Source organism: Streptomyces sp. NPDC037421 (genome assembly GCF_055602105.1).
In genome coordinates, this window is record NZ_JBVJWV010000012.1 from 36226 (window position 1) to 56921 (window position 20696).

The 20696-nt window shown below is 71.1% G+C and carries 19 protein-coding genes; 9 read left to right on the plus strand and 10 right to left on the minus strand.

The window, feature by feature from the left end:
• Window positions 1–18: 18 nt before the first annotated feature.
• On the minus strand, window positions 19–1434 hold the full coding sequence (locus tag ACZ7IF_RS19185) for an ABC transporter substrate-binding protein (protein ID WP_470972589.1): 1416 nt from the start codon (window positions 1432–1434) through the stop codon (window positions 19–21).
• A 196-nt stretch (window positions 1435–1630) separates the two neighbouring features.
• On the opposite strand from ACZ7IF_RS19185, the gene ACZ7IF_RS19190 reads away from it, so the two are divergent.
• Both ACZ7IF_RS19190 and purU read left to right on the plus strand, forming a co-directional pair.
• Window positions 1631–2077: an SCO4402 family protein gene (locus ACZ7IF_RS19190; RefSeq protein ID WP_470972930.1), complete on the plus strand. Its 447-nt coding sequence runs from the start codon at window positions 1631–1633 to the stop codon at window positions 2075–2077.
• A 14-nt stretch (window positions 2078–2091) separates the two neighbouring features.
• A complete protein-coding gene (gene purU, locus ACZ7IF_RS19195; RefSeq protein WP_470972591.1) occupies window positions 2092–2967 on the plus strand; it encodes a formyltetrahydrofolate deformylase in 876 nt (291 codons plus the stop codon).
• Window positions 2968–3007: 40 nt separating this feature from the next.
• On the opposite strand, the gene ACZ7IF_RS19200 is transcribed toward purU, so the two are convergent.
• Together ACZ7IF_RS19200 and ACZ7IF_RS19205 are read right to left on the minus strand one after the other, a co-directional pair.
• Window positions 3008–3976 carry an immunity 49 family protein gene (locus ACZ7IF_RS19200; RefSeq protein ID WP_470972593.1) on the minus strand — a complete coding sequence of 323 codons (969 nt, stop codon included), beginning with the start codon at window positions 3974–3976 and terminating at the stop codon, window positions 3008–3010.
• 125 nt (window positions 3977–4101) lie between these two features.
• Window positions 4102–4617 carry an EF-hand domain-containing protein gene (locus ACZ7IF_RS19205; RefSeq protein ID WP_470972595.1) on the minus strand — a complete coding sequence of 172 codons (516 nt, stop codon included), beginning with the start codon at window positions 4615–4617 and terminating at the stop codon, window positions 4102–4104.
• 279 nt (window positions 4618–4896) lie between these two features.
• Between ACZ7IF_RS19205 and ACZ7IF_RS19210 the strand changes: the two genes are divergently transcribed.
• Together ACZ7IF_RS19210 and ACZ7IF_RS19215 are read left to right on the plus strand one after the other, a co-directional pair.
• Window positions 4897–5475 carry a sigma-70 family RNA polymerase sigma factor gene (locus tag ACZ7IF_RS19210; RefSeq protein WP_007265652.1) on the plus strand — a complete coding sequence of 193 codons (579 nt, stop codon included), beginning with the start codon at window positions 4897–4899 and terminating at the stop codon, window positions 5473–5475.
• Window positions 5472–6698: a zf-HC2 domain-containing protein gene (locus ACZ7IF_RS19215; RefSeq protein ID WP_470972597.1), complete on the plus strand. Its 1227-nt coding sequence runs from the start codon at window positions 5472–5474 to the stop codon at window positions 6696–6698. The genes ACZ7IF_RS19210 and ACZ7IF_RS19215 overlap by 4 nt, the downstream gene beginning before the upstream one ends.
• Before the next feature lie 64 nt (window positions 6699–6762).
• Here the strand turns inward: ACZ7IF_RS19215 and ACZ7IF_RS19220 are convergent, their stop codons facing one another.
• The 4 genes from ACZ7IF_RS19220 to ACZ7IF_RS19235 all read right to left on the minus strand — a co-directional run bounded on the left by ACZ7IF_RS19220 (window position 6763) and on the right by ACZ7IF_RS19235 (window position 12000).
• On the minus strand, window positions 6763–8070 hold the full coding sequence (locus ACZ7IF_RS19220) for a transglycosylase family protein (protein ID WP_470972599.1): 1308 nt from the start codon (window positions 8068–8070) through the stop codon (window positions 6763–6765).
• An 83-nt stretch (window positions 8071–8153) separates the two neighbouring features.
• Window positions 8154–9608 carry a CHAP domain-containing protein gene (locus ACZ7IF_RS19225; RefSeq protein ID WP_470972601.1) on the minus strand — a complete coding sequence of 485 codons (1455 nt, stop codon included), beginning with the start codon at window positions 9606–9608 and terminating at the stop codon, window positions 8154–8156.
• A gap of 206 nt (window positions 9609–9814) precedes the next feature.
• Window positions 9815–10093, minus strand: a complete 279-nt coding sequence (locus tag ACZ7IF_RS19230) for a hypothetical protein (RefSeq protein WP_470972603.1) — start codon at window positions 10091–10093, stop codon at window positions 9815–9817.
• Between the two features lie 308 nt (window positions 10094–10401).
• On the minus strand, window positions 10402–12000 hold the full coding sequence (locus tag ACZ7IF_RS19235; protein WP_470972605.1) for a class I adenylate-forming enzyme family protein: 1599 nt from the start codon (window positions 11998–12000) through the stop codon (window positions 10402–10404).
• A 153-nt stretch (window positions 12001–12153) separates the two neighbouring features.
• Between ACZ7IF_RS19235 and ACZ7IF_RS19240 the strand changes: the two genes are divergently transcribed.
• From ACZ7IF_RS19240 to ACZ7IF_RS19260, 5 genes are all read left to right on the plus strand, one after another.
• On the plus strand, window positions 12154–13347 hold the full coding sequence (locus ACZ7IF_RS19240; RefSeq protein ID WP_470972608.1) for an amidohydrolase family protein: 1194 nt from the start codon (window positions 12154–12156) through the stop codon (window positions 13345–13347).
• Window position 13348: 1 nt separating this feature from the next.
• Window positions 13349–14503, plus strand: coding sequence for an acyl-CoA dehydrogenase family protein (locus ACZ7IF_RS19245; RefSeq protein WP_470972610.1), 1155 nt, complete (start codon window positions 13349–13351; stop codon window positions 14501–14503).
• 6 nt (window positions 14504–14509) lie between these two features.
• Complete coding sequence (locus ACZ7IF_RS19250) at window positions 14510–15412, plus strand: acyl-CoA dehydrogenase family protein (RefSeq protein ID WP_470972613.1); 903 nt, start codon at window positions 14510–14512, stop codon at window positions 15410–15412.
• A gap of 331 nt (window positions 15413–15743) precedes the next feature.
• Window positions 15744–16205 (plus strand): ATP-binding protein, encoded by a 462-nt coding sequence (locus tag ACZ7IF_RS19255; RefSeq protein WP_470972615.1) that lies wholly within the window; start codon window positions 15744–15746, stop codon window positions 16203–16205.
• Between the two features lie 184 nt (window positions 16206–16389).
• Window positions 16390–16803 carry a hypothetical protein gene (locus ACZ7IF_RS19260; protein WP_470972617.1) on the plus strand — a complete coding sequence of 138 codons (414 nt, stop codon included), beginning with the start codon at window positions 16390–16392 and terminating at the stop codon, window positions 16801–16803.
• A gap of 7 nt (window positions 16804–16810) precedes the next feature.
• Here the strand turns inward: ACZ7IF_RS19260 and ACZ7IF_RS19265 are convergent, their stop codons facing one another.
• From ACZ7IF_RS19265 to ACZ7IF_RS19275, 3 genes are read right to left on the minus strand one after another with little or no spacing between them, the layout of a single operon-like run.
• Window positions 16811–17083, minus strand: a complete 273-nt coding sequence (locus tag ACZ7IF_RS19265; protein ID WP_470972619.1) for an immunity 49 family protein — start codon at window positions 17081–17083, stop codon at window positions 16811–16813.
• A 34-nt stretch (window positions 17084–17117) separates the two neighbouring features.
• Window positions 17118–17990, minus strand: a complete 873-nt coding sequence (locus ACZ7IF_RS19270; RefSeq protein WP_470972621.1) for an immunity 49 family protein — start codon at window positions 17988–17990, stop codon at window positions 17118–17120.
• Between the two features lie 5 nt (window positions 17991–17995).
• Window positions 17996–20662: a hypothetical protein gene (locus ACZ7IF_RS19275; protein WP_470972623.1), complete on the minus strand. Its 2667-nt coding sequence runs from the start codon at window positions 20660–20662 to the stop codon at window positions 17996–17998.
• Window positions 20663–20696 lie beyond the last annotated feature (34 nt).

Below are 20696 nucleotides of genomic sequence, written 5' to 3' on the forward strand. Positions count from 1 at the left end.
GCGGGCGCCCCGCCCGGGTCAGGCCGAGCGGGGGGCCTGCTCCAGGGTCGGGGTCATGTCGAGGTTCTGCTCGCCGAGCTGGGCTACCAGACGGCCCGACTGGACGGTCTGGAAGCTGACCCGGCCGTTGACCAGGCGCGGGAACCCGGCGACGGCGCGCATGTCCTGGTAGCGCCAGCTGAGCTCGGGGGTGAGGTTGCCGGTCTGGACGCCCGGGGACTGGTTGAGGGCCCGGGTCAGTTTGCGGGCGGTGATCTCCTCGTCGCTCTTGAACCGCTGGACGATCTGGTTGAGGACGCTGTACGCGATCCAGGTGGTCTGGGCCCCGCTGTCGTCGGGGTCCACGGTGTCGTCGCCGAAGGCCTGCTCGCTGATCACCTTGCGCATCGGCGCCCACAGGGGGTCGGTGGACACGGGGTACCAGCTGGTGACGTAGGCGCCCTCGAAGGGGCTCTCCTTGCCGCCGGTGCGGTCCACCAGGGCCTGGCTGATGCTGCCGAGCACGGAGGAGATCTGCGTCTTGCGCTGGGTGTCGACGCGGCGGAAGGCGTCGAAGAAGATCTCGGTGCGCTCGCCGAGGACGGCCGTCACGCAGCTCTTGTCCTTGGCGGTGTCGCCGGCCGTGCCCTTCGCGGGCTTGGGGTCCTTGGGGTCCTTGGCCTGCGAGGGGGGAGCGGAAGGCGTGGCCGGGGTCGTCGCGGGGGTCGTGGTCGTGGTGGCGCCGGGGGTCGTGCCGGGTGTGGCGGCCGGGGCCGTCGGGGTGCCGTTCAGCGCCTCGCGGGCCTGCGGCTTGAAGTCGGCGGAGTCCTCGGCCGCCCGGATGTCGGAGGCCTCCGGCATGCTGTTGGCCTTGAGCCCCGCGTTCAGCAGGACCGGCATGGTGTCACCCGCGAGGGTGTCCGGGCGGACCAGGGAGACCTGGGAGCAGGCCTTGCCGAGCTGGTGGCCGGCCCCGGCGAGCAGCGCGGGCTGGCCGCCGTTGACCGGGTAGGACAGGGTGCTCTGGAACTCCTCGGCGGACACCCCGTAGCCGCCGATGAACGGGATGCCCTCGGCCTCCAGCGGGGCCATGAAGGCGCGCCCGTGCTGGCTGTAGGAGCCGACGACGGCGACGGCCTTCTCGGTGGTGGCCTTGCGGGCGCAGTCGGCGGCGCCGGTGGCGGTGTTCTTCTCGTTGCAGGTGATCACGCGCAGTTTGCGGCCCTTTATGCCGCCGTTGGCGTTCACCCAGCGTTCGTAGGCCTTGGCCATGCCTGGCATTCCGGCCATATTGGTCGCTTTGGTTCCGATGGGTGCGAAGGTCATGACCGTGAGGGAGTCCCCGGAGCCCCCCGAGCCACCGGGGACCACCCCGCACGCTGTGGTGAGACACGCACCCGTCACCGTGGCAATAAGCAGGCGGGACAGGGCAGTTGCGCGTCGGTGATTGGTCATGTCCACCGACCCTTCCGCCCCGTGGGTAACTCGGCGATGAGATGGACACAACAAACGGTGACGCCGAGGTGAATTGCAGGGGCGCGGTCACGCACAGGTGCTTCAAGATCGCACCAGTCGGGAACGTACGATCGAAAGCGTGACATTCGCCCAAGGTTCGAAGAACTCTTCCCGCCGCGGCGGCCGCTCCTCCACCATGGGCGGCATGCCCCTCAACGACATGCCGTGGTGGCGCTGGCGCGGCAACGTGCGCTCGGCGCTGCACATGCTTTCCGACCCGGTGTTCCAGGAGGAGGTCTGGCTGGCGGGCGCCGAAGGGTACGGCGACGTCACCGACGCCGTGTACCGGCTCGTCGAGGACACCTGGCTCGACAGCTGGTCCGCCGACAAGTACGTCGGCACGATCTTCCGCGACGCCCAGGAGGCGGCCCTGGTCGACCACGCCGTGCTGCGGGTGCTGCGGATCCTGCACCAGGTCGGCCCCGACGCGGCCGTTTCCGCGTACCTCGGCCACCAGGACTGGCCCGAGGCGGTCCGGGCGGCGCGCGAGGCGCACGTACGGATGTCGACGGCGGACGGCGAGGACCCGGACGACCGGCCGAGCTCCGTCGACGTGCTGAAAATGCTGACCCGCGTGGTGTGAAAGGCTGTGGCGTCATGAGCGCACACCCACAGCCCCAGGCCCAGGCCCAGTACGTCCTGACCGTCTCCTGCCCCGACAAGCAGGGCATCGTCCACGCCGTGTCGAGCTACCTCTTCATGACCGGCTGCAACATCGTGGACAGTCAGCAGTTCGGAGACCGGGAGACCGGGCTCTTCTTCATGCGGGTGCACTTCGAGGCCGAGCCCGCTGTGACGGTGGAGAAGCTGCGCGCCAGTTTCGCCGCGATCGGCGACTCCTTCCGGATGGACTGGCAGATCCACCGCTCGGACGAGCGGATGCGGATCGTGCTGATGGTGTCGAAGTTCGGGCACTGCCTGAACGACCTGCTGTTCCGCTCCCGGATCGGCGCGCTGCCGGTGGAGATCGCGGCGGTGGTCTCGAACCACACCGACTTCGCCGAGCTGGTCGGCTCGTACGACATCCCCTTCGTGCACATCCCGGTCACCAAGGACACCAAGGCGGAGGCGGAGGCGCGGCTCCTGGAGCTGGTGCGCGAGCAGAACGTCGAGCTGGTGGTGCTCGCGCGCTACATGCAGGTGCTGTCGGACACCCTGTGCAAGGAGCTGAGCGGGCGGATCATCAACATCCACCACTCCTTCCTGCCGAGCTTCAAGGGCGCGAAGCCGTACCACCAGGCCCACGCGCGCGGTGTGAAGCTGATCGGCGCCACCGCCCACTACGTGACGGCCGACCTCGACGAGGGCCCGATCATCGAGCAGGAGGTCGAGCGGGTCGGCCACGAGGTCACCCCGGATCAGCTGGTCGCCATCGGCCGGGACGTGGAGTGCCAGGCGCTGGCGCGGGCCGTGAAGTGGCACAGCGAGCACCGGGTACTGCTGAACGGCTCCCGGACCGTCGTCTTCGCGTAGCCGGGGGCGGGGCACGGCCCTCGGGCGTGCCCCGGGTGCCCTACTGGGCGGCGACCCAGCCGCCCAGCCCGTTCACCTGGCTCCGGCCGGCCAGGCGCATCGCGTCGGTGAAGCCCAGCAGTTCGGGCGGCAGGTAGCCGGAGCGGACGCCGAGTTCCCACTGGTGCGTCTGGACCGCGAGGGCGGCCAGGGCCAGCGGGCCCAGCGGCAGCAGGGTCCGGGGCGCGGGGTCGGCCTCGGCCGCCGCGCTCTCGCGGTGGGCGGTGAGCCGGTCCGCGAGGGCCGCCTCGAAGGCCGCCCGGTCGTCGTCGAGGAGTACCCGCAGCAGCCGCTGGTCCGGGGTCAGCGGGCCGGCGGCGTCCAGGGCGGCGGCCGCCGCGGTACGCGTGGCGGCGTCCGGCTTGCACAGGGGCACGGTCGGCCAGCCGCTGGGCAGGTGGCCGGTGCTCTCGGTGAGGTAGCCGCACAGGGCGTCCATCGCGGCGAGGTCCCCGGGCTCCGAGTGCGAGTCGTGGGGCGAGTACGGCACCCCGTCGCGGACGGCCGGCGCGTAGTCGTCGCGCAGCAGCAGACCGGTGACCTTCTGCCAGTCCCACACCAGGCCGCTGACCACCGTGGTCTCGAAGGCGTCGAGCCAGGTCCGGGCGGTGGGGGCGATGGTGACGGCGCTCCGGAAGTCGAGGTCCTCGCTGCTGAGCGTTTCACCGATCAGCGGGAGCGGCACCTCCTGGTCGCCGCCGGGGAAACAGCCGGCACTGAGGACGCCGAGGGCGCACTGCGCGGCGGTGTGCAGCGCGGTGCGGGCCTCCTCGCCGAGCCGTCCGCCTTCCGTGGTGCGGGCGGCGACGTGGTCGAGGATCTCCTCGGACAGGCTCCGCAGCCACTCGGGGGACGGGTCGGATTCCAGGCGACCGTGGTGCATCCAGGTCCGCAGGACGATGTCGTGGAGGGCCTGGGCCGTCCGCTCTTCCCCCACCGAGTGCCGTGCCACTTCCCGTACGTCCTGCATGCCGAGCCGCCTCCCGTGATCGTTCCGGCTGGTCGTGGCACGCTATCAGCGCGCTCGGACAGTGCCCGGGGTGGCGGGGTGACGGCCCCCGGGCTGTCTGCCGAGCAGGTGTCGGGCCCCGGGCCTCAGGCGTCGGGGTCGACGCCGCAGTAGCCGGCGAAGGCCTTGAGGATCTCGTCCTCCGAGATGCGGCCGTCGCCGTCCGCGTCCAGGGCCGCCGCCACCTGGGCGGCCAGGGCGGGCTCGGTGCCGAGGACGCGCAGCACGCGGGCCGCCGCCGCCGGGCTCGCGCCCGCGCCGTCCTCGTCCGCCACCGCGATCACGGCGTGCAGGAACGGCCGGGCGATTTCCGCGAACCGCTCCGGGTTGTCGCGCAGCCGCTTCGCCGCCCCGGTGACGAACTCCTCGCGGGAGACGCGCTGGTTGCCGTTCACGTCGGCGATCCCGGCCATTCCCTGCCAGAACGCCTCGGCGCCGCTGAAGACGGCCTGGCCCTTGTCCGAGCGTGCGGCCGTACCGAATTCGGCCAGCACGGCCTTCGCCGCCGTGCTGAAGTCCTCCCGGTCGATATAGCCGGACCCGTCCTGGTCGAAGGTGGCGAATCGGGCGGCGATCTTGCGCTCGTACTCTGCGCTGTCCATGTTCGGCTTCCGCCTTCACGTGTGCGTTGGGGCTGCGGTCGGGGTTCAGATCAAGACAGGCAGGAGCGTAAGGCCTACGTGGCCTGCGCGTTAAGCGAAGCGGTCAAGGAGGTGGCCGCATCGAACCCGCGCACGGGGAGCGCGCCGGGGCGCGTACGCGTGTGCCAAGGTGCCCGCCTAGCACGGCGGTCCCGCTTCCGGGGGGAGGTTCTCGCAAAACCGGCGCGTTCCATCCGTTGCCCACTACATTTGACGGGTCGACACACGGCTGGAGGCATGATGGCGAAGGACGTTCCACCGCGCTGGGACCGTCGCATGCAGCAGCGCCTCGCCCGCGGTGAGGCCGCCGCGCTGGGGGAGCTCTACGACCGCTTCGCCTCGCTGGTCCACAGCCTGGCCCACCGGGTCCTCGGCGACGAGAAGGCGGCGGACCGCATCACCCGCGAGGTCTTCGGCTACATCTGGGAGAACCCGGACGCCTACGACCCCAAGCAGGGCTCCATGCGCTCCTGGGTCGCCCGGATCACCCAGGGCCAGGCCGTCGCCCGGCTGCGCCAGGCCGAACTGGGCCGCGGCTCGCGCGAGGAACTCGAGCAGAAGGTGCGCAGCGCCAACGCGGCCGCCCGCGCGGACTACATCGTCACCTCCATGCCCGCGCCGTTGCGGGCCGCCCTGGAGCTGGCGTACTTCAAGCGCCGCGACTACCGCCAGGCCGCCGCCGACCTCCAGATCAGCGAGGACGAGGCACGGCGCAGGCTGCGGCTCGGGCTCCAGCTGCTGTCGACCGCCAACGTCCTCCCCAGGGAGGACACCGCCCCGCCCGGATACGGCCCACGCGGATACGGAACGCCCCGATGACCGGACCCTCCGAAGACACCCCCGACGACGCGTACGAGCGACGGGCGGGCGGTCGCGCACGGATACCGGGTCCCCGCACGGCCGGTGACGACCTGGACGCCCCCGCCACCCTGCCGCCCGCACCGCCCTCGCACGCCGTACTGAAGTCCCTGCTCGGCGCGTGGGCGCTCGCCGCCTGCTCCGCGGAGGAGACCCAGGCCGTCGAGGACCACCTCACCGAGTGCGCGCCCTGCGCCGAAGAGGCGCTGCGGCTGCGCGACGCGGTGGGCCTGCTGCACCCGGAGGAGAGCCTCGACCTCAAGCCGCTGCTGCGCTCGCGGGTGCTGGAGGACTGCCTGGGCAAGCGGCCCGCCCGCATCCCCGTACCGGTGTGGGCGAACCCGTACGACACCGAGACCGCGCGGCTCGACGCGCTGCTGAGGGACTTCGGCGACTCGGAGTGGCACACCCCGGTGCGGCTGAAGTGGTTCGAGGAGGAACGCCGGCGCTCGCACCGCACCACGGTCGCGGGGGTGATCGGGCACCTGCTCACGGTGGACGGGCTGATCGCCACCGCGCTGGGGCTGGACGACCCGCTGGGGCCCAAGGCGCCGCCGGGCGGGCCGGCCGACCGTACCGAGCACTTCTGGAACTCCTCCCACTACCCCGTCACCCGCCAGGTCCGCGAGCCCTGGCGGGCCCAGGGGCACACGCTGGTCCGCACGGTGTCCTTCGCGGGCCGGGGAGTGGCCGAACTGTCCGTGGACTACGGGGGGTTCGCGCTGCCGCTGGGGGACGCCTTCCTGGAGCGGGCCTTCGAGTGCTGGGTGCACGCCTGGGACATCGCGGAGGCGGTGGACTACCCGTACGAGCCGCCCTCGGGGCCGCACCTGCACCGGATGATCGACCTCGCGGCCCGGCTGCTGCCCGGCGCCCTGGCGGGCCGCCGCCGTTCGGGACTGGCGGCGCCGGCGCGCGGCCTGGTCGCGGCGGGTGCCCCGGGGAGGACGCTGCACCTGGAGATCGAGGGCGCGGGCGGGGGCGGCTGGGACATCGCCCTGGACTCCCCGGCGGCGAAGCCCTCGCGGGAGCACACGGTGGCGGAAGTCGCGCTGGACGGACTGGAGTTCTGTCAGCTCGCCGCGGGACACATCTCCCCGGAGGAGGCCGCGGTCGGGCAGACCGGCGACCGGGAGGCGATCCGCGACGTGCTCTTCGCGGCGGCGTCGCTGAGCCGGCTGTAGCGGACGCGGGGAAGCGCGCGTACGCGGCTCCGGTGGTCCGGAGCCGCGTACGGGGTGGTGGAGATCAGTTGCGGGTGGCGAGCATCTGGGCGCTGCCGTCGGCGAGGCCGGCGATGGCGACCTTCTGGGCGCCCATGCCGGTGGCCCACCAGCCCTGCCAGTTGCCGCCGGCGTAGCGGGCGGCGTGGTAGGTCTTGCCGTCGTTGCCGACGGCGAGCATCTGGGTGTCGCCGCTGGGCATTCCGGTGATGGCGAGGCTGGTGGCGGCGAAGGAGGGGGCGCCGCCGTATCCGTCGACCTTGGCCCAGCCCTGGAGGGCGCCGTTGGCGGAGCGGATGTTGTGGTAGACGAGGCCGTCGTTTCCGGTGGCGAGCATCTGGGTGTCGCCGTTGGGCAGGCCCGCGATGGCTATGTTGCCGGCCTGGAAGGTGGTGGCGGTGCCGGTGCCGGGGAGGGCGTTCCAGCCGGTCCAGGTGCCGTCGACGGAGCGGACGGCGTGGTAGACGTTGCCGTCGTTGCCGACGATCAGGGTCTGCGTCGAGCCGTCGGGGAGACCGGCGACCGCGATCTTCTTGGCCTGCCAGGAGCCGACGCCCGTCCAGCCGGCCCAGGAGCCGCTCTTGAAGCGGGTGTTCTGGTAGATCTTCCCGTCGTTGCCGATCGCCATCAGCTGGGCGTCGCCGTTGCCCATGCCCGCCATGGCCTGGTCCTTCGCGGCGAAGCTCGCCGCACCGCCGACGCCGGGCAGGGCCGCCCAGCCGGTCCACTGGCCGTTGCCGTAACGGGCGGTGTGGTACAGGTTCCCGTCGTTGCCGGTGGCCAGGGTCTGGGTGGAGCCGTCCGGGGTCGCGGCGATGGACTCCTGGGAGGCGTTGAAGAACGCCGCGCCGCCGAAGCCGTTCAGCGCCTGGAAGCTCTGCCAGCTGCCGTCGACCAGACGGGTGGCGTGGTAGAGGTCGCCGGCCTTGCTCACCGGGGCGGGCGGGGCGGTGTCGCCCGGGTACGGGTCCGCGTGGTCGTAGGCCAGCCCGGCGGCCGCACCGCAGCTGCCCCAGGCGCCGGCACCCTGCCCGGCGAGGATCTTCTCGGCTATCAGGATCTGCTGCATCTTGCTGGCCTGGTGGGGGTAGGCGGCGTAGGCCCTGCCGCCGAAGGCGTCCCAGGTGCTCTTCAGGATCTGGAGGCCGCCGTAGTAGCCGTTTCCGGTGTTGATGCTCCAGTTGTTGGTGCTCTCGCACTGCGCCACCTTGTCCCAGGTGGCGACCGAGGCTGCCTGGGCGGAGCCGGCTCCGGCCGTGGAGAGGGCGACGGCTGCGAGCGCGGTGGCGGTGATGACGGCGAGGCGGGGGCGGCGGGCGGCGGTACGGGACATCGCTGGGGTCTCTCTCTGGCTTGGCGGGAAGGGCGGCGCGGGGCGGGGCCGGCCCACCGGGCGGGGTGGGCCGGCCCGGGTGCTCAGTTGCGGGTGGCGAGCATCTGGGCGCTGCCGTCGGCGAGGCCGGCGATGGCGACCTTCTGGGCGCCCATGCCGGTGGCCCACCAGCCCTGCCAGTTGCCGCCGGCGTAGCGGGCGGCGTGGTAGGTCTTGCCGTCGTTGCCGACGGCGAGCATCTGGGTGTCTCCGCTGGGCATTCCGGTGATGGCGAGGCTGGTGGCGGCGAAGCCGGGGGCGCCGCCGTATCCGTCGACCTTGGCCCAGCCCTGGAGGGCGCCGTTGGCGGAGCGGATGTTGTGGTAGACGAGGCCGTCGTTTCCGGTGGCGAGCATCTGGGTGTCGCCGTTGGGCAGGCCCGCGATGGCGATGTTGCCGGCCTGGAAGGTGGTGGCGGTGCCGGTGCCGGGGAGGGCGTTCCAGCCGGTCCAGGTGCCGTCGACGGAGCGGACGGCGTGGTAGACGTTGCCGTCGTTGCCGATGATCAGGGTCTGGGTGGAGCCGTCGGGAAGGCCGGCGACCGCGATCTTCTTCGCCTGCCACGAACCGACCGGGGACCAGCCCGCCCACGTGCCGCTCTTGAAGCGGGTGTTCTGGTAGATGCGGCCGTCGTTGCCGATCGCCATGACGTTGGCGTCGCCGTTGGACATGCCCGTCATGGACTGGTCCTTGGCCGCGAAGTCGGCGGCGCCGTCGTAGCCGGAGAGCGGGGACCAGCCCGTCCAGGTGCGGTCCGAGTAACGGGCGGTGTGGTAGAGCTTGCCGTCGTTGCCGGTGGCGAGGGTCTGCGTGGAGCCGTCCGGGGTGGCGGCGATGGACTCCTGGGAGGCGTTGAAGAAGGCCGCGCCGCCGAAGCCGTTCAGCGGTGCGAAGCCCTCCCAGCTGCCGTCGACGAGGCGGGTGGCGTGGAAGAGGTCACCGGCCTTGCTGACCGGGGTCGAGGGGGTCTCGGCCAGGCCCGCCGGGCCGATGAAGGCCAGCGCCCGGCCGGCGCCCACCGGGCTGGAGTTGGTCTTCCAGTTGAACCAGGGGCGGAAGCGGACGCCGCCGCTCTCGTTGCCGCCGACCGTCTGGATGTCGTCCCCGTCGACCGCGACGACGATGTTGACGTGGTCGGCCTCGCCGTCGTTCAGGTTGCCGTCCTTGTCGTAGAGGACCGCGTCACCGACCTGCGGGGTGCTGTGCAGCGTCCCCTTGTTCTTGCCGTACTGGTAGATGCTGACGGCCGCCGCGCTGATGCCGGAGGTGTTCGCGCCGGCCTTGTTCCACACCCAGCGGGTGAATTCCGCGCACCAGGCGCCGGGGTACTGGCAGTTGTAGTCGCCGCAGGTGTTGCCGACCTGGGCCCGGGCGATCGAGGCGACCGTCTGCGACTCGGCCTGTGCCGAGGCGGCGGGCAGGGCCATGGCCAGCATCGGGGCGGCGACGAAGGAGGTGAGGGCGATGGTGAGCATGCGGGAGGAGCGGCGCGCGGTCATGGTGGTGTCTCCAAGAGGACATGGCGGCCCGAGGCGTCAGGGCCGGGGAAGTTTCGGGTGTGGTGGCCCGCGGGCGTGTGCCGCGGGCAGGCCTGGTCGAGGCCGGAAGACGTGGGGCGCACCGTGGTGCCGGTGGGACGGCTGCCCTGCAGGAACAGCGGTCGGTTGCACCGGGCGAGCGGTGGCGCAAGAGGTGGTGCGGTGCGTCAGTTGGGGATCAGGGGGGCCATCGAGTAGTGGCGGGCCGCGCCCGTCCCGAGGACGGTGGCGAGCAGTGCGCGGGCCTTCTCACGGGCCTGGGCGTCGTTCTCGGCCCGGACGAAGAGGGCCACGCTCATCCCCTCCGGGAGGGGACGTACCCGTACGTGTTCGAGGGCGTGCTGCGGGCCCGCGTGGGCCCAGAGGGCGTCCTGGAGGAGGCTCGCCCCGCTCTCCGTACCCGGTGCCCCGGTGTGGCTGATCAGGGGCAGTCGGACGAGGAGCATGCCGCTCAGTCCCACCCGATGGAGCGGTCCGCGGCGTTGCGGATCGCGATGGTGCGGAGTGCGGTGAGCTGAGTGGTTCTCGACATGGCGGTGCCCCCTGGCCGACTACTGGTTCCGGTGGATCCGGAAGGCGTTGACCGGGCTTCCGGGGGCGGTTCGCCCCGGTGGCCCCGGCTTCGGGTTTCGTTCCCGCCGCCGTTCCGGTGAGCACCATCCTGCTGGTCCGCCAGGGGCCGGGGAAGGTTTCCGGACCGGCACCAAGCGGCCTGACACCTTGGTGTCAGCCTCCGCTCGGGGCGGGCTCGGGTTCAGCTGTAGCGCTCGCGCAGCCGGTACTTCAGCACCTTGCGCAGGGCGTCGTTGCGGGGCAGGGCGTCGACCAGTTCCAGCTGCTCGGGCAGCTTGTGCGGGGAGAGTCCCTGGGCGCGCAGGTACGCGGTGACCTGGGGCAGGGTGAGGGGGGCGGCGCCGGGGGGCTGCTCGACGACGGCGCAGACGCGCTCGCCGCGCTCCTCGTCCGGCAGGCCGATGACGGCGGCGTCGGCGACGCCGGGGAGCTGGTGGAGGAGGTCCTCGATCTCCTTCGCCGATATGTTCTCGCCCTTGCGGATGATCACGTCCTTGCTGCGTCCGGTGAGGACCAGGTGGCCGGATCCGGTGAGGTGGCCGAGGTCGCCGGTGATCAGGTAGCCGTCGGCGTCGAAGGTCTCGTCGCCGGTGTCCGGCCGGTTCAGGTAGCCCTGGCAGACGGCCTCGCCGCGCAGCCGGACCTCGCCGTCGGTGCCGTCGGGCAGGGGGGTGCCGTCGGGGGTGGTGATGCGGATGGACATGCCCTGCGGGGGGCGGCCCTCGGTGGTGGCGAGGTTCTCCGGGGTGTCGTCGGGGGACCCCATGGTGATCATCGGGACCTCGGTCATGCCGTAGCCGTGGGTGAGCTGGCAGCCCAGCTCGCGCACCACCGCGTGGTAGATCTCCGGGGGCTTGGGGGCGCCGCCGCCCGCCAGCAGCCGCAGGCTCGGGAGCAGTGGCGTGCCGGGGGCCTTGCGCTGCTCGGCGAGGAACATGGAGTAGAAGGCGGTGGAGCCGCCGGCGACGGTGACTCCGTGGCGGCGGTAGCCCGCGAGGGCGTCTGGCATCGCGAACTTCTCGAAGAGCACCGCCGGGAACCCGTACAGCAGCAGCATCACCGTGTAGTCCGGCCCGGCTATGTGCGCGTACGGGAAGGCCATCGAGCCGACGTCGGCCGGGGTCAGGCGCAGGGCGTGGGCGAGGCAGGAGCCGCCGGCGATGAGGGAGCGGTCGGTGTGCAGGACGCCCTTGGGGTCGGAGGTGGTGCCGGAGGTCCAGTAGATCCAGCGCACGGAGGTGCCGTCGGCGGGCGGCGGGGGCAGTACGGCCGGGTCGCCGTCGGGGAGGTTCGCGTACGCCTCGAAGACCCCGCGGGCGCCGAGCCGGTGGGCCATCGCGGTGTGGTCGAAGCCGCGCCAGAAGCCGGGGACGGCGAAGAACTCCGCCTTGGACTCGCGCAGCGCGAAGCCGACCTCGCGGTCGCGGTAGAAGGGGATCACGGGGGACTGGACGGCGCCGAGCCGGGCGAGGGCGGCCGAGAGCAGGACGGTCTCGATGCGGGTCGGGAGCTGCCAGGCGACGACGGTGCCGGGGCGTACGCCCATGGCGTACAGGCCCGCCGCGACGCGTTCGGCGCGGTCGCGCAGGGCGCCGAAGGTGAGCGTGCGGTCGGCGGCGCCCTGTTCGGTGGCGGGCTGCTCGGCGGCCTCGATGAGGACCGTGGTGCCGGGGGTGAGGGCCGCGCGGCGGGCGATCAGCTCCCACAGGGTCGCGGACCGGCCGAGCTCCGTGGCGAGGGCCGTCGGGTCGTCCGTCGCCGCCGTTTCCGTGGTCGTCATCGCGGACCTCCCCTGGGCGTGCCGGCCGGGTGCCAGCTGACGGTGAGTCAGATCAAGGGCAGAGCGTAGGGCTCCGGCGCTTGTCGGTCCAGGGGTGGCGGGGCTAGCTTGTTTCTGACGATGCATCAGATTGGGGAGAAGGAGCGCGAGCGCATGGCACTGGAACTGCCTCGGATCATCAGCGTCGACGACCACGTGATCGAGCCCGCCCACCTCTTCGACGTGTGGCTGCCCGCGAAGTACCGCGACCGCGGCCCGAAGGCCCTCACCGCCGGGATCGGGGGGCTGGAGTACACCGGCGGAAAGTACGTGATCTCCATGGACCCCGACGGCCCGCCGACCGACTGGTGGATCTACGAGGACCTGAAGTTCCCGTACAAGCGCAACATCGCCGCCGTCGGCTTCGACCGCGACGACATGACCCTGGAGGGCATCACCCGCGAGGAGATGCGCCGCGGCTGCTGGGACCCCAAGGCGCGGCTCCTCGACATGGACCTCAACCACGTCGAGGCCTCCCTGTGCTTCCCGACCTTCCCGCGCTTCTGCGGGCAGACCTTCGCCGAGGCGCACGACAAGGAAGTGGCCCTGGCCTGCGTGCGCGCGTACAACGACTGGATGGTCGAGGAGTGGTGCGGCGACAGCGGCGGCCGGCTGATCCCGCTGTGCATCATCCCGCTCTGGGACATCGGCCTCGCAGTCGCCGAGATCCGCCGCAACGCCGCCCGCGGGGTCAGGGCCGTCACCTTCTCCGAGATCCCGACCCACCTCGGGCTGCCGTCCATCCACTCCGGGTACTGGGACCCCTTCTTCGCCGTCTGCCAGGAGACCGGCACGGTCGTCAACATGCACATCGGGTCCTCCTCCCAGATGCCCGCCGCCTCCCCCGACGCGCCGCCCGCCGTCCAGGCCTCGCTGAGCTTCAACAACGCCATGGCCTCGATGATGGACTTCCTCTTCAGCGGGGTGCTGGTGAAGTTCCCGACGCTCAAACTCGCCTACAGCGAGGGCCAGATGGGCTGGATCCCGTACGCCCTGGAGCGCGCGGACGACGTCTGGCAGGAGCACCGCGCCTGGGGCGGGGTCCGCGACCTCATCCCCGAGCCGCCGTCCACGTACTACTACCGGCAGATCTTCTGCTGCTTCTTCCGCGACAAGCACGGCATCGCCTCGCTGGACGTCGTCGGCCGCGACAACGCCACCTTCGAGACCGACTACCCGCACGTCGACTCGACCTTCCCGCACACCAAGGAGGTCGCCCTCGACCACGTCAAGGGCCTCGACGAGGAGACGGTCCACAAGCTGATGCGCGGCAACGCCATCCGCATGCTCGGCCTGGACCTGGTCTGACATGGACCTCTCCCACACCGAGGAGGAGCAGGACTTCCGCGCCCGGCTGCGCGAATGGCTCGGCAAGGTGCTGCCCGAGCTGCCCGCCAGGCCCTCGCCCGACGACTGGCCCGGCCGGCGCGCGTACGACCTGGGCTGGCAGCGCAGGCTGTACGACGCCGGGTACGCGGGCCTGCACTGGCCCGTCGACGCCGGCGGGCGCGGCGCCACCCCGACCCAGCACCTGATCTTCCTGGAGGAGACCGAGCGCGCGGGAGCCCCGTACGTCGGCGCGAACTTCGTCGGCCTGCTGCACGCGGGACCGACCATCGCCGCCGAGGGCACCGCCGAGCAGCGGGCGCGCTGGCTGCCGCCCGTGCTGCGCGGGGAGGAGGTGTGGTGCCAGGGCTTCAGCGAGCCCGGGGCCGGCTCCGACCTGGCCTCGCTGCGCACGCGGGCGGTGCGCGACGGGGACGCGTACGTGGTCACCGGCTCCAAGATCTGGACCTCGCACGCCGAGGTCGCCGACTGGTGCGAGCTGCTGGTGCGCACCGACCCGGCCGCGCCCAAGCACCGGGGGATCTCCTGGCTGGCGATGCCGATGGACGAGCCCGGCGTCACGGTCCGGCCGCTGCGCACCCTGGCCGGGTCGGCGGAGTTCGCGGAGGTGTTCCTGGACGAGGTCCGGGTGCCGGTCGCCAACCGGGTCGGCGCCGAGAACGACGGCTGGCGGGTCACGATGGTGACCCTGTCCTTCGAGCGCGGCACCGCCTTCGTCGGCGAGGTCGTCGCCTGCCGGCGGACGCTGGGCGCGCTGGCCCGGGCCGCGAAGGCGAACGGCCGCTGGGACGACCCGGCGCTGCGCCGGTGGCTGGGCCGGCTCTACGGGGAGTTCGGGGCCCTGTGGAGGCTGACGCAGTGGAACGTCAGCGAGTCACAGGGCTCGGGCGGCGTCCCGGGCACGGGCGGCAGCGTCTTCAAGCTGGCGTACTCGCACGCGCGGCAGGAGCTGTACGAGGCGGCCGCGGCGGTCCTGGGCGCGGAGTCCCTGTCCCTGGAGGAGGAGTGGACGGCGGAGCGGCTCTCCTCGCTCTCGTACACCATCGCGGCGGGCACCTCCCAGATCCAGCACGACATCGTGGCCGAGCGGATCCTCGGCCTCCCGAAGGGGCGGTGAGCGGCCGTGGACTTCCGGCTGACGCAGGACCAGCGGGACGTGCGGGCGGGCATCCGGGACCTCCTCGCCGGGCGGTACGGGCGCGAGGCGCTGCGGGACTCGGTGTCGCACGGGCGGGCCGTGGACCGGCGGCTCTGGCGGGAGCTGGGCGGGGCGGGCTTCTTCTCCCTCCGGCTGCCGGAGTCCGAGGGCGGGGTGGGCCTCGGCCTGCCGGAGGCGGTGCTCGTCTTCGAGGAGGCCGGGCGGGTGCTGCTGCCCGGGCCGCTGGTGGCCACCCACCTGGCCGCCGGAGTGGTCCCGGGGGCGGCTTCGGGCTCGGCGGTGGTGACGGCCTTCGACCTGGACGGGCCGCTGGTGGCCCACCTGGGGGAGGCGGACGCCGTGCTGGGGATGCCGGAGGTCCCGGCCGGGGTGCCGGTGCGCTCGGCGGACCCGCTGACCCCGCTGTGGCGGGCCTCCGGGGAGCCGGTCCCTCCCGGATACCGGGACGTGGGGGCGCTGCTGACGGCGGCGCTCCAGGTCGGGAGCGCGCTGCGGACGGTGGAGCTGGCGGTGCGGTACGCGGGGCAGCGCGAGCAGTTCGGGCAGCCCATCGGGGGCTTCCAGGCCGTCAAGCACCTGTGCTCGCGGATGCTGGTGCGGGCCGAGGTGGCCCGTACCGCGGTCTACGCGGCGGCGGTCACCGGTGACCCCGCCGAGATCGCCGCCGCCAAGCTGCTCGCGGACGGGTCGGCGGTGCGGGGGGCCCGGGACTGCCTCCAGGTGCACGGGGGAATGGGCTTCACGTGGGAGGCGGACGTCCACCTGCACTTGAAGCGCGCTTGGGTGCGGGCGGAGCAGTGGCGCACGGCGGAGCGGGCGGAGGAACTGCTCGCGGAGGCGCTGCTGGCGGAGTCGTCGGCGCCGTAGCGGGGTGTTACGGGCAGGCGCGGGAGGGGCACGGCGGGGACGGCGCGGGACGCATGTCCGATTACAGAGAGTTGATATCGGTTTGTGTCCTTCGCCCAGCTCGATGCGGCCCGGACGCGGGGGCGTGCCGCGATACGCTCCCACGATGCGAGCGGTTGAGCGGCGTGAGCGTCGCACAGTATGCACCACGCCTACTCCTTCGCGCTGGAATATGCCCGAAGCGCTTGTTTTGGTGACTGTATGTCAACCATGCTGCTCGGCACGGGGATCACAGTCGGTGATCCCATCCTGTCGCGAGGCGAAGTGTCCGCCGGTTCGGATGGTGTGAGCGGTGCAGGTGCTTCAGGTACAGCTTGAGGTAGGACCCGACCCCGCCGAGGTCGGCCGGGCGCGCCGATGGGCGCGGTCCCGGCTGGCGGGCTCGGGGATGGGGGACGACGAACCGCTCGCCGAGACGCTGCTCCTGCTGATCTCCGAGCTGGTCACGAACGCGGTCGTGCACACGGGCTGTCCGGCCGTGCTGCGGATGCTCCTCGGCGGCCCGGGGGTACGGGTCGAGGTGGCCGACACCAGCGACCGCGCCCCGGCCCGCCGGCAGGCCGGCGGGGAGGACACCGGCGGGCGCGGCCTGGAGCTGGTGGACGGTCTCGCGGACCGGTGGGGCTGGCAGCGCGAGGGCGCGGGCAAGCGCATCTGGTGCGAGATCGACCGGGCGGCGGCCGGCGTGCCGGAGGCTCCAGAGCAGACGCCGAAAAATTGTGGACTGATGAGGGAACCGCGCGTGTACCTCTAACGAGGTGTTGACGGTTCGTCACCTGTTGATCACCCTGGTGGTGAGCGATTCGTCGCGAGGGGACGCCAAGGGTCCTGTGCCTTGACGAGTGCGGGTCGTGGGGTGGCGGCTGCCGTGCCGCGCTCGGGGCGTGCACGAAAGCACGCCGCCACCCGCAGGTTCCACCGTTGCGTAGGCTCGGCCCATGGCCGACCTCCATGCCCTCGAACTCGCACTGGACCTCGACGCCTCCACCACGGAGCCGGTGTTGGCGCTGATCCGCGACCACATGGAGCCGTACGCCGCGGACGCCGGCCACTACGACGAGGACCTGGACGCGTACATACCCCCGCCCTTCAAGGTGCTGGCGGAGCGCGGCCCGGCGTACCGAGTGGGCGGCGAGTGCACCGCGCACCTCACCCGCACCCCGACCGGTTGGACCCTCACGGCCCGCCAGGAGATCCACACCGAGAACCTCCCGGACGCGGAACAGTTCCTGGAGGCCCTGACCCCGCACCTCACCACCCCCGGCACACCGCTCGGCACCCTCCGGTTCTACGAGAACACCGACCCGGAGCCGATCAGGCCGGACGCGTCGGGGGCGGTCCGCCTGGCGTAGTACGTCGTCAGGTGGCGAACTCGCCGACCCGGCAGCGTTCCAGCAGGTACTCCGACCGGACCTCGACGGGGAAGCCCGAGTCGTAGGCGAGGCGGGCCATGGCCAGCGGGGCGAGCGCGACGAGACCGGATCCGTGCGGGGCGCGGTCCTCGTCGCTCCAGTACTCCTTGTGCCGCTGGAGGGCGTCCGGCAGCGCCCTGTCGAAACCATCGTGGTCCTCGCGGACGAGGCGGTGGAGCAGCTCCATCGGCGGATGGAGGATCTTCGCATCTTGAGGCACTTGAGCTGAGGTCCAACATGAGTTCCGCTGTGCCCTAGGTGCTCAGGGTGTCGAATTCACCGACCCAGCTACGCGCGATGAGGTGCTTTGGCAAGTATTCGGACTCGACGGTCAGGGGGAATCCCGCATCGCGGGCCAGGCAGGCCATGGCGAGGGGGCCGAGGGCGACGAAGCTGCTGCAGTGGCCGGTGTTAGTACCTCCGTCCACATGCGTCCAGTACTCCTTGTGCCACCGGAGCGCATCGGCGAGGGCCTCGTTGAAGCGCACGTGGTCTCCGGTGATGTAGCGCAGGAAGAGGTTCATCGGGGGGTAGATGATCCGCAGTACGAGATCCCGCTCGCCCTCCTCAAGCCCCTCCGGAGCGGTACCGTCGAACGCGGCACTCAGTAGCCCGCCCAGATCACCGGCACGCAGCCACCAGGTTTGCAGGGTCGAGATCCATGAGTAGATGTACTCGTCGTAGTCGGCGCCTGAGCCCCGCAGGAGCTCCAGAGGGACCTGGGCCAGTGCAGTCATCCGCTCCGGCTCCCCACAGGCGATCGCTAGCCAGAAGGCATTGAGCCAGTTCTCTGGGTTGCTGTGGTACTGGGGACCGGTCGCCGGGATGGTCCGAACCTCGTCCGCGATACGGCACTTCACCGTGCCGGTCGTTGCGGTCGAGGTGGCGAAGAGCGCGGAGCCGACCTGGGTGGCCGTGACCCATGCCTCCCAAGTCGGCAGGCTGGCTGCGCGGGGGTCCTCGCCGCAGTGCGTGAACGCTGCGAGCAGTGCCGTACCGAAGGCCAGCCTGAAACCCGCGGGCGACGACTCCAGCCACTCGACGTTCTCCGCAGTGCTCTCGTCAAGCTCCTCAGCACGGCCTTCCAGCCCGTCGGGCAGCTCATGCCGGGGGACGAGCACGGTCACATTGATCACCCTCTGCCGATATCGAAAAATCTCTTGTAATACCCATTGTAGCGACCGTCGATTGGATTGGCTCTGACTTCGATATAATCCAGCTTCAAATTTCGGCGAGCTAGGACTAGTTTTCGGGCCAGACTGCTTTCCCCTCGCCCGTGCATCTGTAGAATTGTTTCGTCGAAGTATTGAGGCGTTCCCTGCCTTGCTCGGAATATTCCGTCAGGAAGTATGCGGCTGCCAAGGTGTGTTGTGGGTGAAGCCTTGGCTTCTATGACGATGTAACGGCCATCGGATGTCTGCCAGATCTGGTCGAACCGATGAGCTCCGCGCGTCCCGTCATCCAGTCGGTCCGCGTGGGGGTCGATATCGCGCATCGCGTGGAATTCGGCGGCATCTTCGCCAAGATTTTCACCGGCGTCACCCATTGCCGTGTGCGTCTTCTTGTATTTCTGGACGGCTTCCTCTGCGGCGAGTTTATTCTCTGGCGTCCGGGAGTTGTCGTATTCTTTCATTGCGGCCAGTTTGGCTCGCTCGGCCGCGGTGTCGATGTCGATGGCCGTGCTGCGGTCAGCCGCTCGTTGGTGAAGCCCTTCAAGGTAATCAGGGTGAACGGTCGAAACGTCGCCGGGGATCCTAGGCCCCAAGTAGGTGGGGTTTATGAACTGTTGGGTTGCTGCGGTGAAAGGTCGTGCGGGATCACCCGTCATGCGGAGCATGCTCAGAGGGTTGCCCAGCTCGTCTGTTCCTTCCGCGCTCAGGCGGCGAGCGTTCTTCTTGTAGTGCTGGCGGCGCCACTCGAGGTCGTTGTTCGCCATGTCGACGTGGCGTTGGACTACCGGGTCCGGGTGCGTGGATGGGACCTCGTGCGGGGCGGCTTCGTCGCTCGCCCCGGCGTTATCGCCTGCGGAATCGCGGGGATGGCCGTTGCTCCCCGCCGGGGTGCCGTCAGAGAGAGGCTCACCAGCAGGACCGTCGTGTCCGCCATGGCTGTCTTGGTGCGGGATCCCCGGCCCGTCGCCGGGGCCGTGTCCTCCACCCGTGCTCGGGCTGTCGCCGTGGCCGCCGGTGGAGGGGGTGTCGGTGTGTGTCGCTCCACCGCCGGTGGGGGTGGTGTCGGTGCCTCCGTGGCCGGGGGTCGTGCTGTTGCCGCTGGGTTCGGTGTGGCTGTTGTGCGGCATGTTGTCGGCGGTGCCGCCCGGGGTGTGGGTCGTGCCGCCACCCGGGGTGTGGGCGGCCGTGCCGCCCGGAGTGTGGGAGGTGACGTCCGCCGTGTGGGCGCCGACGCCGATGGGGACCTCCTGGTGCCTGGGGACCTCAGTCAGGGGGTGGCCTGAGCCCTTGGGGATGGCGGTGAGGTCTTGTTTGGGGAGACCTTTGTGGTCGAGGAGCTGGTTGGTGACCTTGTCGAGGTACTGGGGGCGGCCGAGGGCGTCGTCGGGGAGGCGGGCCGTGTCGTTGGGGTGGGGGAAGTTGATGCCGGGGGCGTCGGCTTTGGGGAGGTCGTTCCAGACGACGTCGTCGACTTTCGGGAAGGTGCCGTCGGCTTTGCCGATGTTGGCGAGGAGTTCGCCGATCTTGAGTTTGCTGAAGGCGAGGGAGCCGGCTTTGCCTGCGGCTTGGCCGACGTAGGTCATGGGGTCGATGAGGCGTCCGGCTTTGCCTGCGACGCTGATGGTCTTGGCGATGGCGCCGGTTTTGGCTCCGGTGCCGACGCCGCCGGAGAACACGGTGGTGAGGACGTTGAAGGTGACGGCGCCTGCGGCGCGGGCGGGGTTCTTGCTCCATTGGTCCCAGGCGACGAGGGCTTTGCCGGTTTCCTTCATGGCGTTGCGGGAGTCGCGGAGCCAGGCGGGCATGGCCTTGTCGTCGGCGTTCCAGAAGACGAAGCCCGTGCCGGGATAGGTGGTGAGGGCGAGGCCGGTGGCGAGTTTGGCGAGGCCGGTCCATGCCTGGCCGGCGGCGTCCGCGCCGTCGACGCCGACGAGGGTGCCCAGGCCGCGGACGGTGCCGACGATGCCGTCCATGATGACGCCGTCCCAGATGAAGGACTTGGCCCAGTGGCCGACGTCGTACCAGCGGTGGGACTGCTCCAGTTGTGAGCCCCAGGGGAGGTCCTGGACCTTGTTGAGGTCGGTGGCGCGGTAGCCGTACATGCCGTCGGCGTGGGTGCCGTCGTCGACGGTGAGCGGGGGCAGGCCGCACAGGGCGCGGATCTTGCTGGCGCAGGTGCGTTCGGCGGCCCAGAAGGCTTCGGCTGCGGCGTTGACGTCGTGGATCAGGTCGTTGTTCTCGTCGGTCTTCTTGCCGTCGTCCTTCCAGTGGGCGTCGCCCTGGATCTTGTTGGTGAAGGCCGTTGCCTGTGCCTGGAGTTGTTTGAGGCGGGCCACGATGGGGCGTGCTTCGGTGGCGAATTCGCCGAGTGCCTGGGCGGCTGTCTCCAGCTGGTCGGCGAAGTGGTCGCTTTCCGTCTGAACCCGGTGGGTGGTGGCGAAGAGCTGGGCGGCTTCGGGTGCGGAGTAGAAGGAGGCGAGGCCCTGGAACGTGTTGTCGACGTTCGCGCCGGTGTCGCGGAGGGTGGATGCGGCCGCGGCGATGGCCGTGCGGTCCTGCTCCAACGCGTCCAGGTCACCCGTGAACTGAGGGATCGTGCACGGATTGATCGGTATGTGGTCCGCCACAGCTGTCCGCCCCACGGCAGATCGATCTACAAGC

What these genes read in the sequence shown, in the direction of transcription:
- ACZ7IF_RS19185 (WP_470972589.1), bottom strand. Translation starts at nt 1,434, where the DNA reads ATGACCAATCACCGACGCGCAACTGCCCTGTCCCGCCTGCTTATTGCC.
- ACZ7IF_RS19190 (WP_470972930.1), top strand. Translation starts at nt 1,631, where the DNA reads ATGGGCGGCATGCCCCTCAACGACATGCCGTGGTGGCGCTGGCGCGGC.
- purU (WP_470972591.1), top strand. Translation starts at nt 2,092, where the DNA reads ATGAGCGCACACCCACAGCCCCAGGCCCAGGCCCAGTACGTCCTGACC.
- ACZ7IF_RS19200 (WP_470972593.1), bottom strand. Translation starts at nt 3,976, where the DNA reads ATGCAGGACGTACGGGAAGTGGCACGGCACTCGGTGGGGGAAGAGCGG.
- ACZ7IF_RS19205 (WP_470972595.1), bottom strand. Translation starts at nt 4,617, where the DNA reads ATGGACAGCGCAGAGTACGAGCGCAAGATCGCCGCCCGATTCGCCACC.
- ACZ7IF_RS19210 (WP_007265652.1), top strand. Translation starts at nt 4,897, where the DNA reads ATGGCGAAGGACGTTCCACCGCGCTGGGACCGTCGCATGCAGCAGCGC.
- ACZ7IF_RS19215 (WP_470972597.1), top strand. Translation starts at nt 5,472, where the DNA reads ATGACCGGACCCTCCGAAGACACCCCCGACGACGCGTACGAGCGACGG.
- ACZ7IF_RS19220 (WP_470972599.1), bottom strand. Translation starts at nt 8,070, where the DNA reads ATGTCCCGTACCGCCGCCCGCCGCCCCCGCCTCGCCGTCATCACCGCC.
- ACZ7IF_RS19225 (WP_470972601.1), bottom strand. Translation starts at nt 9,608, where the DNA reads ATGACCGCGCGCCGCTCCTCCCGCATGCTCACCATCGCCCTCACCTCC.
- ACZ7IF_RS19230 (WP_470972603.1), bottom strand. Translation starts at nt 10,093, where the DNA reads ATGCTCCTCGTCCGACTGCCCCTGATCAGCCACACCGGGGCACCGGGT.
- ACZ7IF_RS19235 (WP_470972605.1), bottom strand. Translation starts at nt 12,000, where the DNA reads ATGACGACCACGGAAACGGCGGCGACGGACGACCCGACGGCCCTCGCC.
- ACZ7IF_RS19240 (WP_470972608.1), top strand. Translation starts at nt 12,154, where the DNA reads ATGGCACTGGAACTGCCTCGGATCATCAGCGTCGACGACCACGTGATC.
- ACZ7IF_RS19245 (WP_470972610.1), top strand. Translation starts at nt 13,349, where the DNA reads ATGGACCTCTCCCACACCGAGGAGGAGCAGGACTTCCGCGCCCGGCTG.
- ACZ7IF_RS19260 (WP_470972617.1), top strand. Translation starts at nt 16,390, where the DNA reads ATGGCCGACCTCCATGCCCTCGAACTCGCACTGGACCTCGACGCCTCC.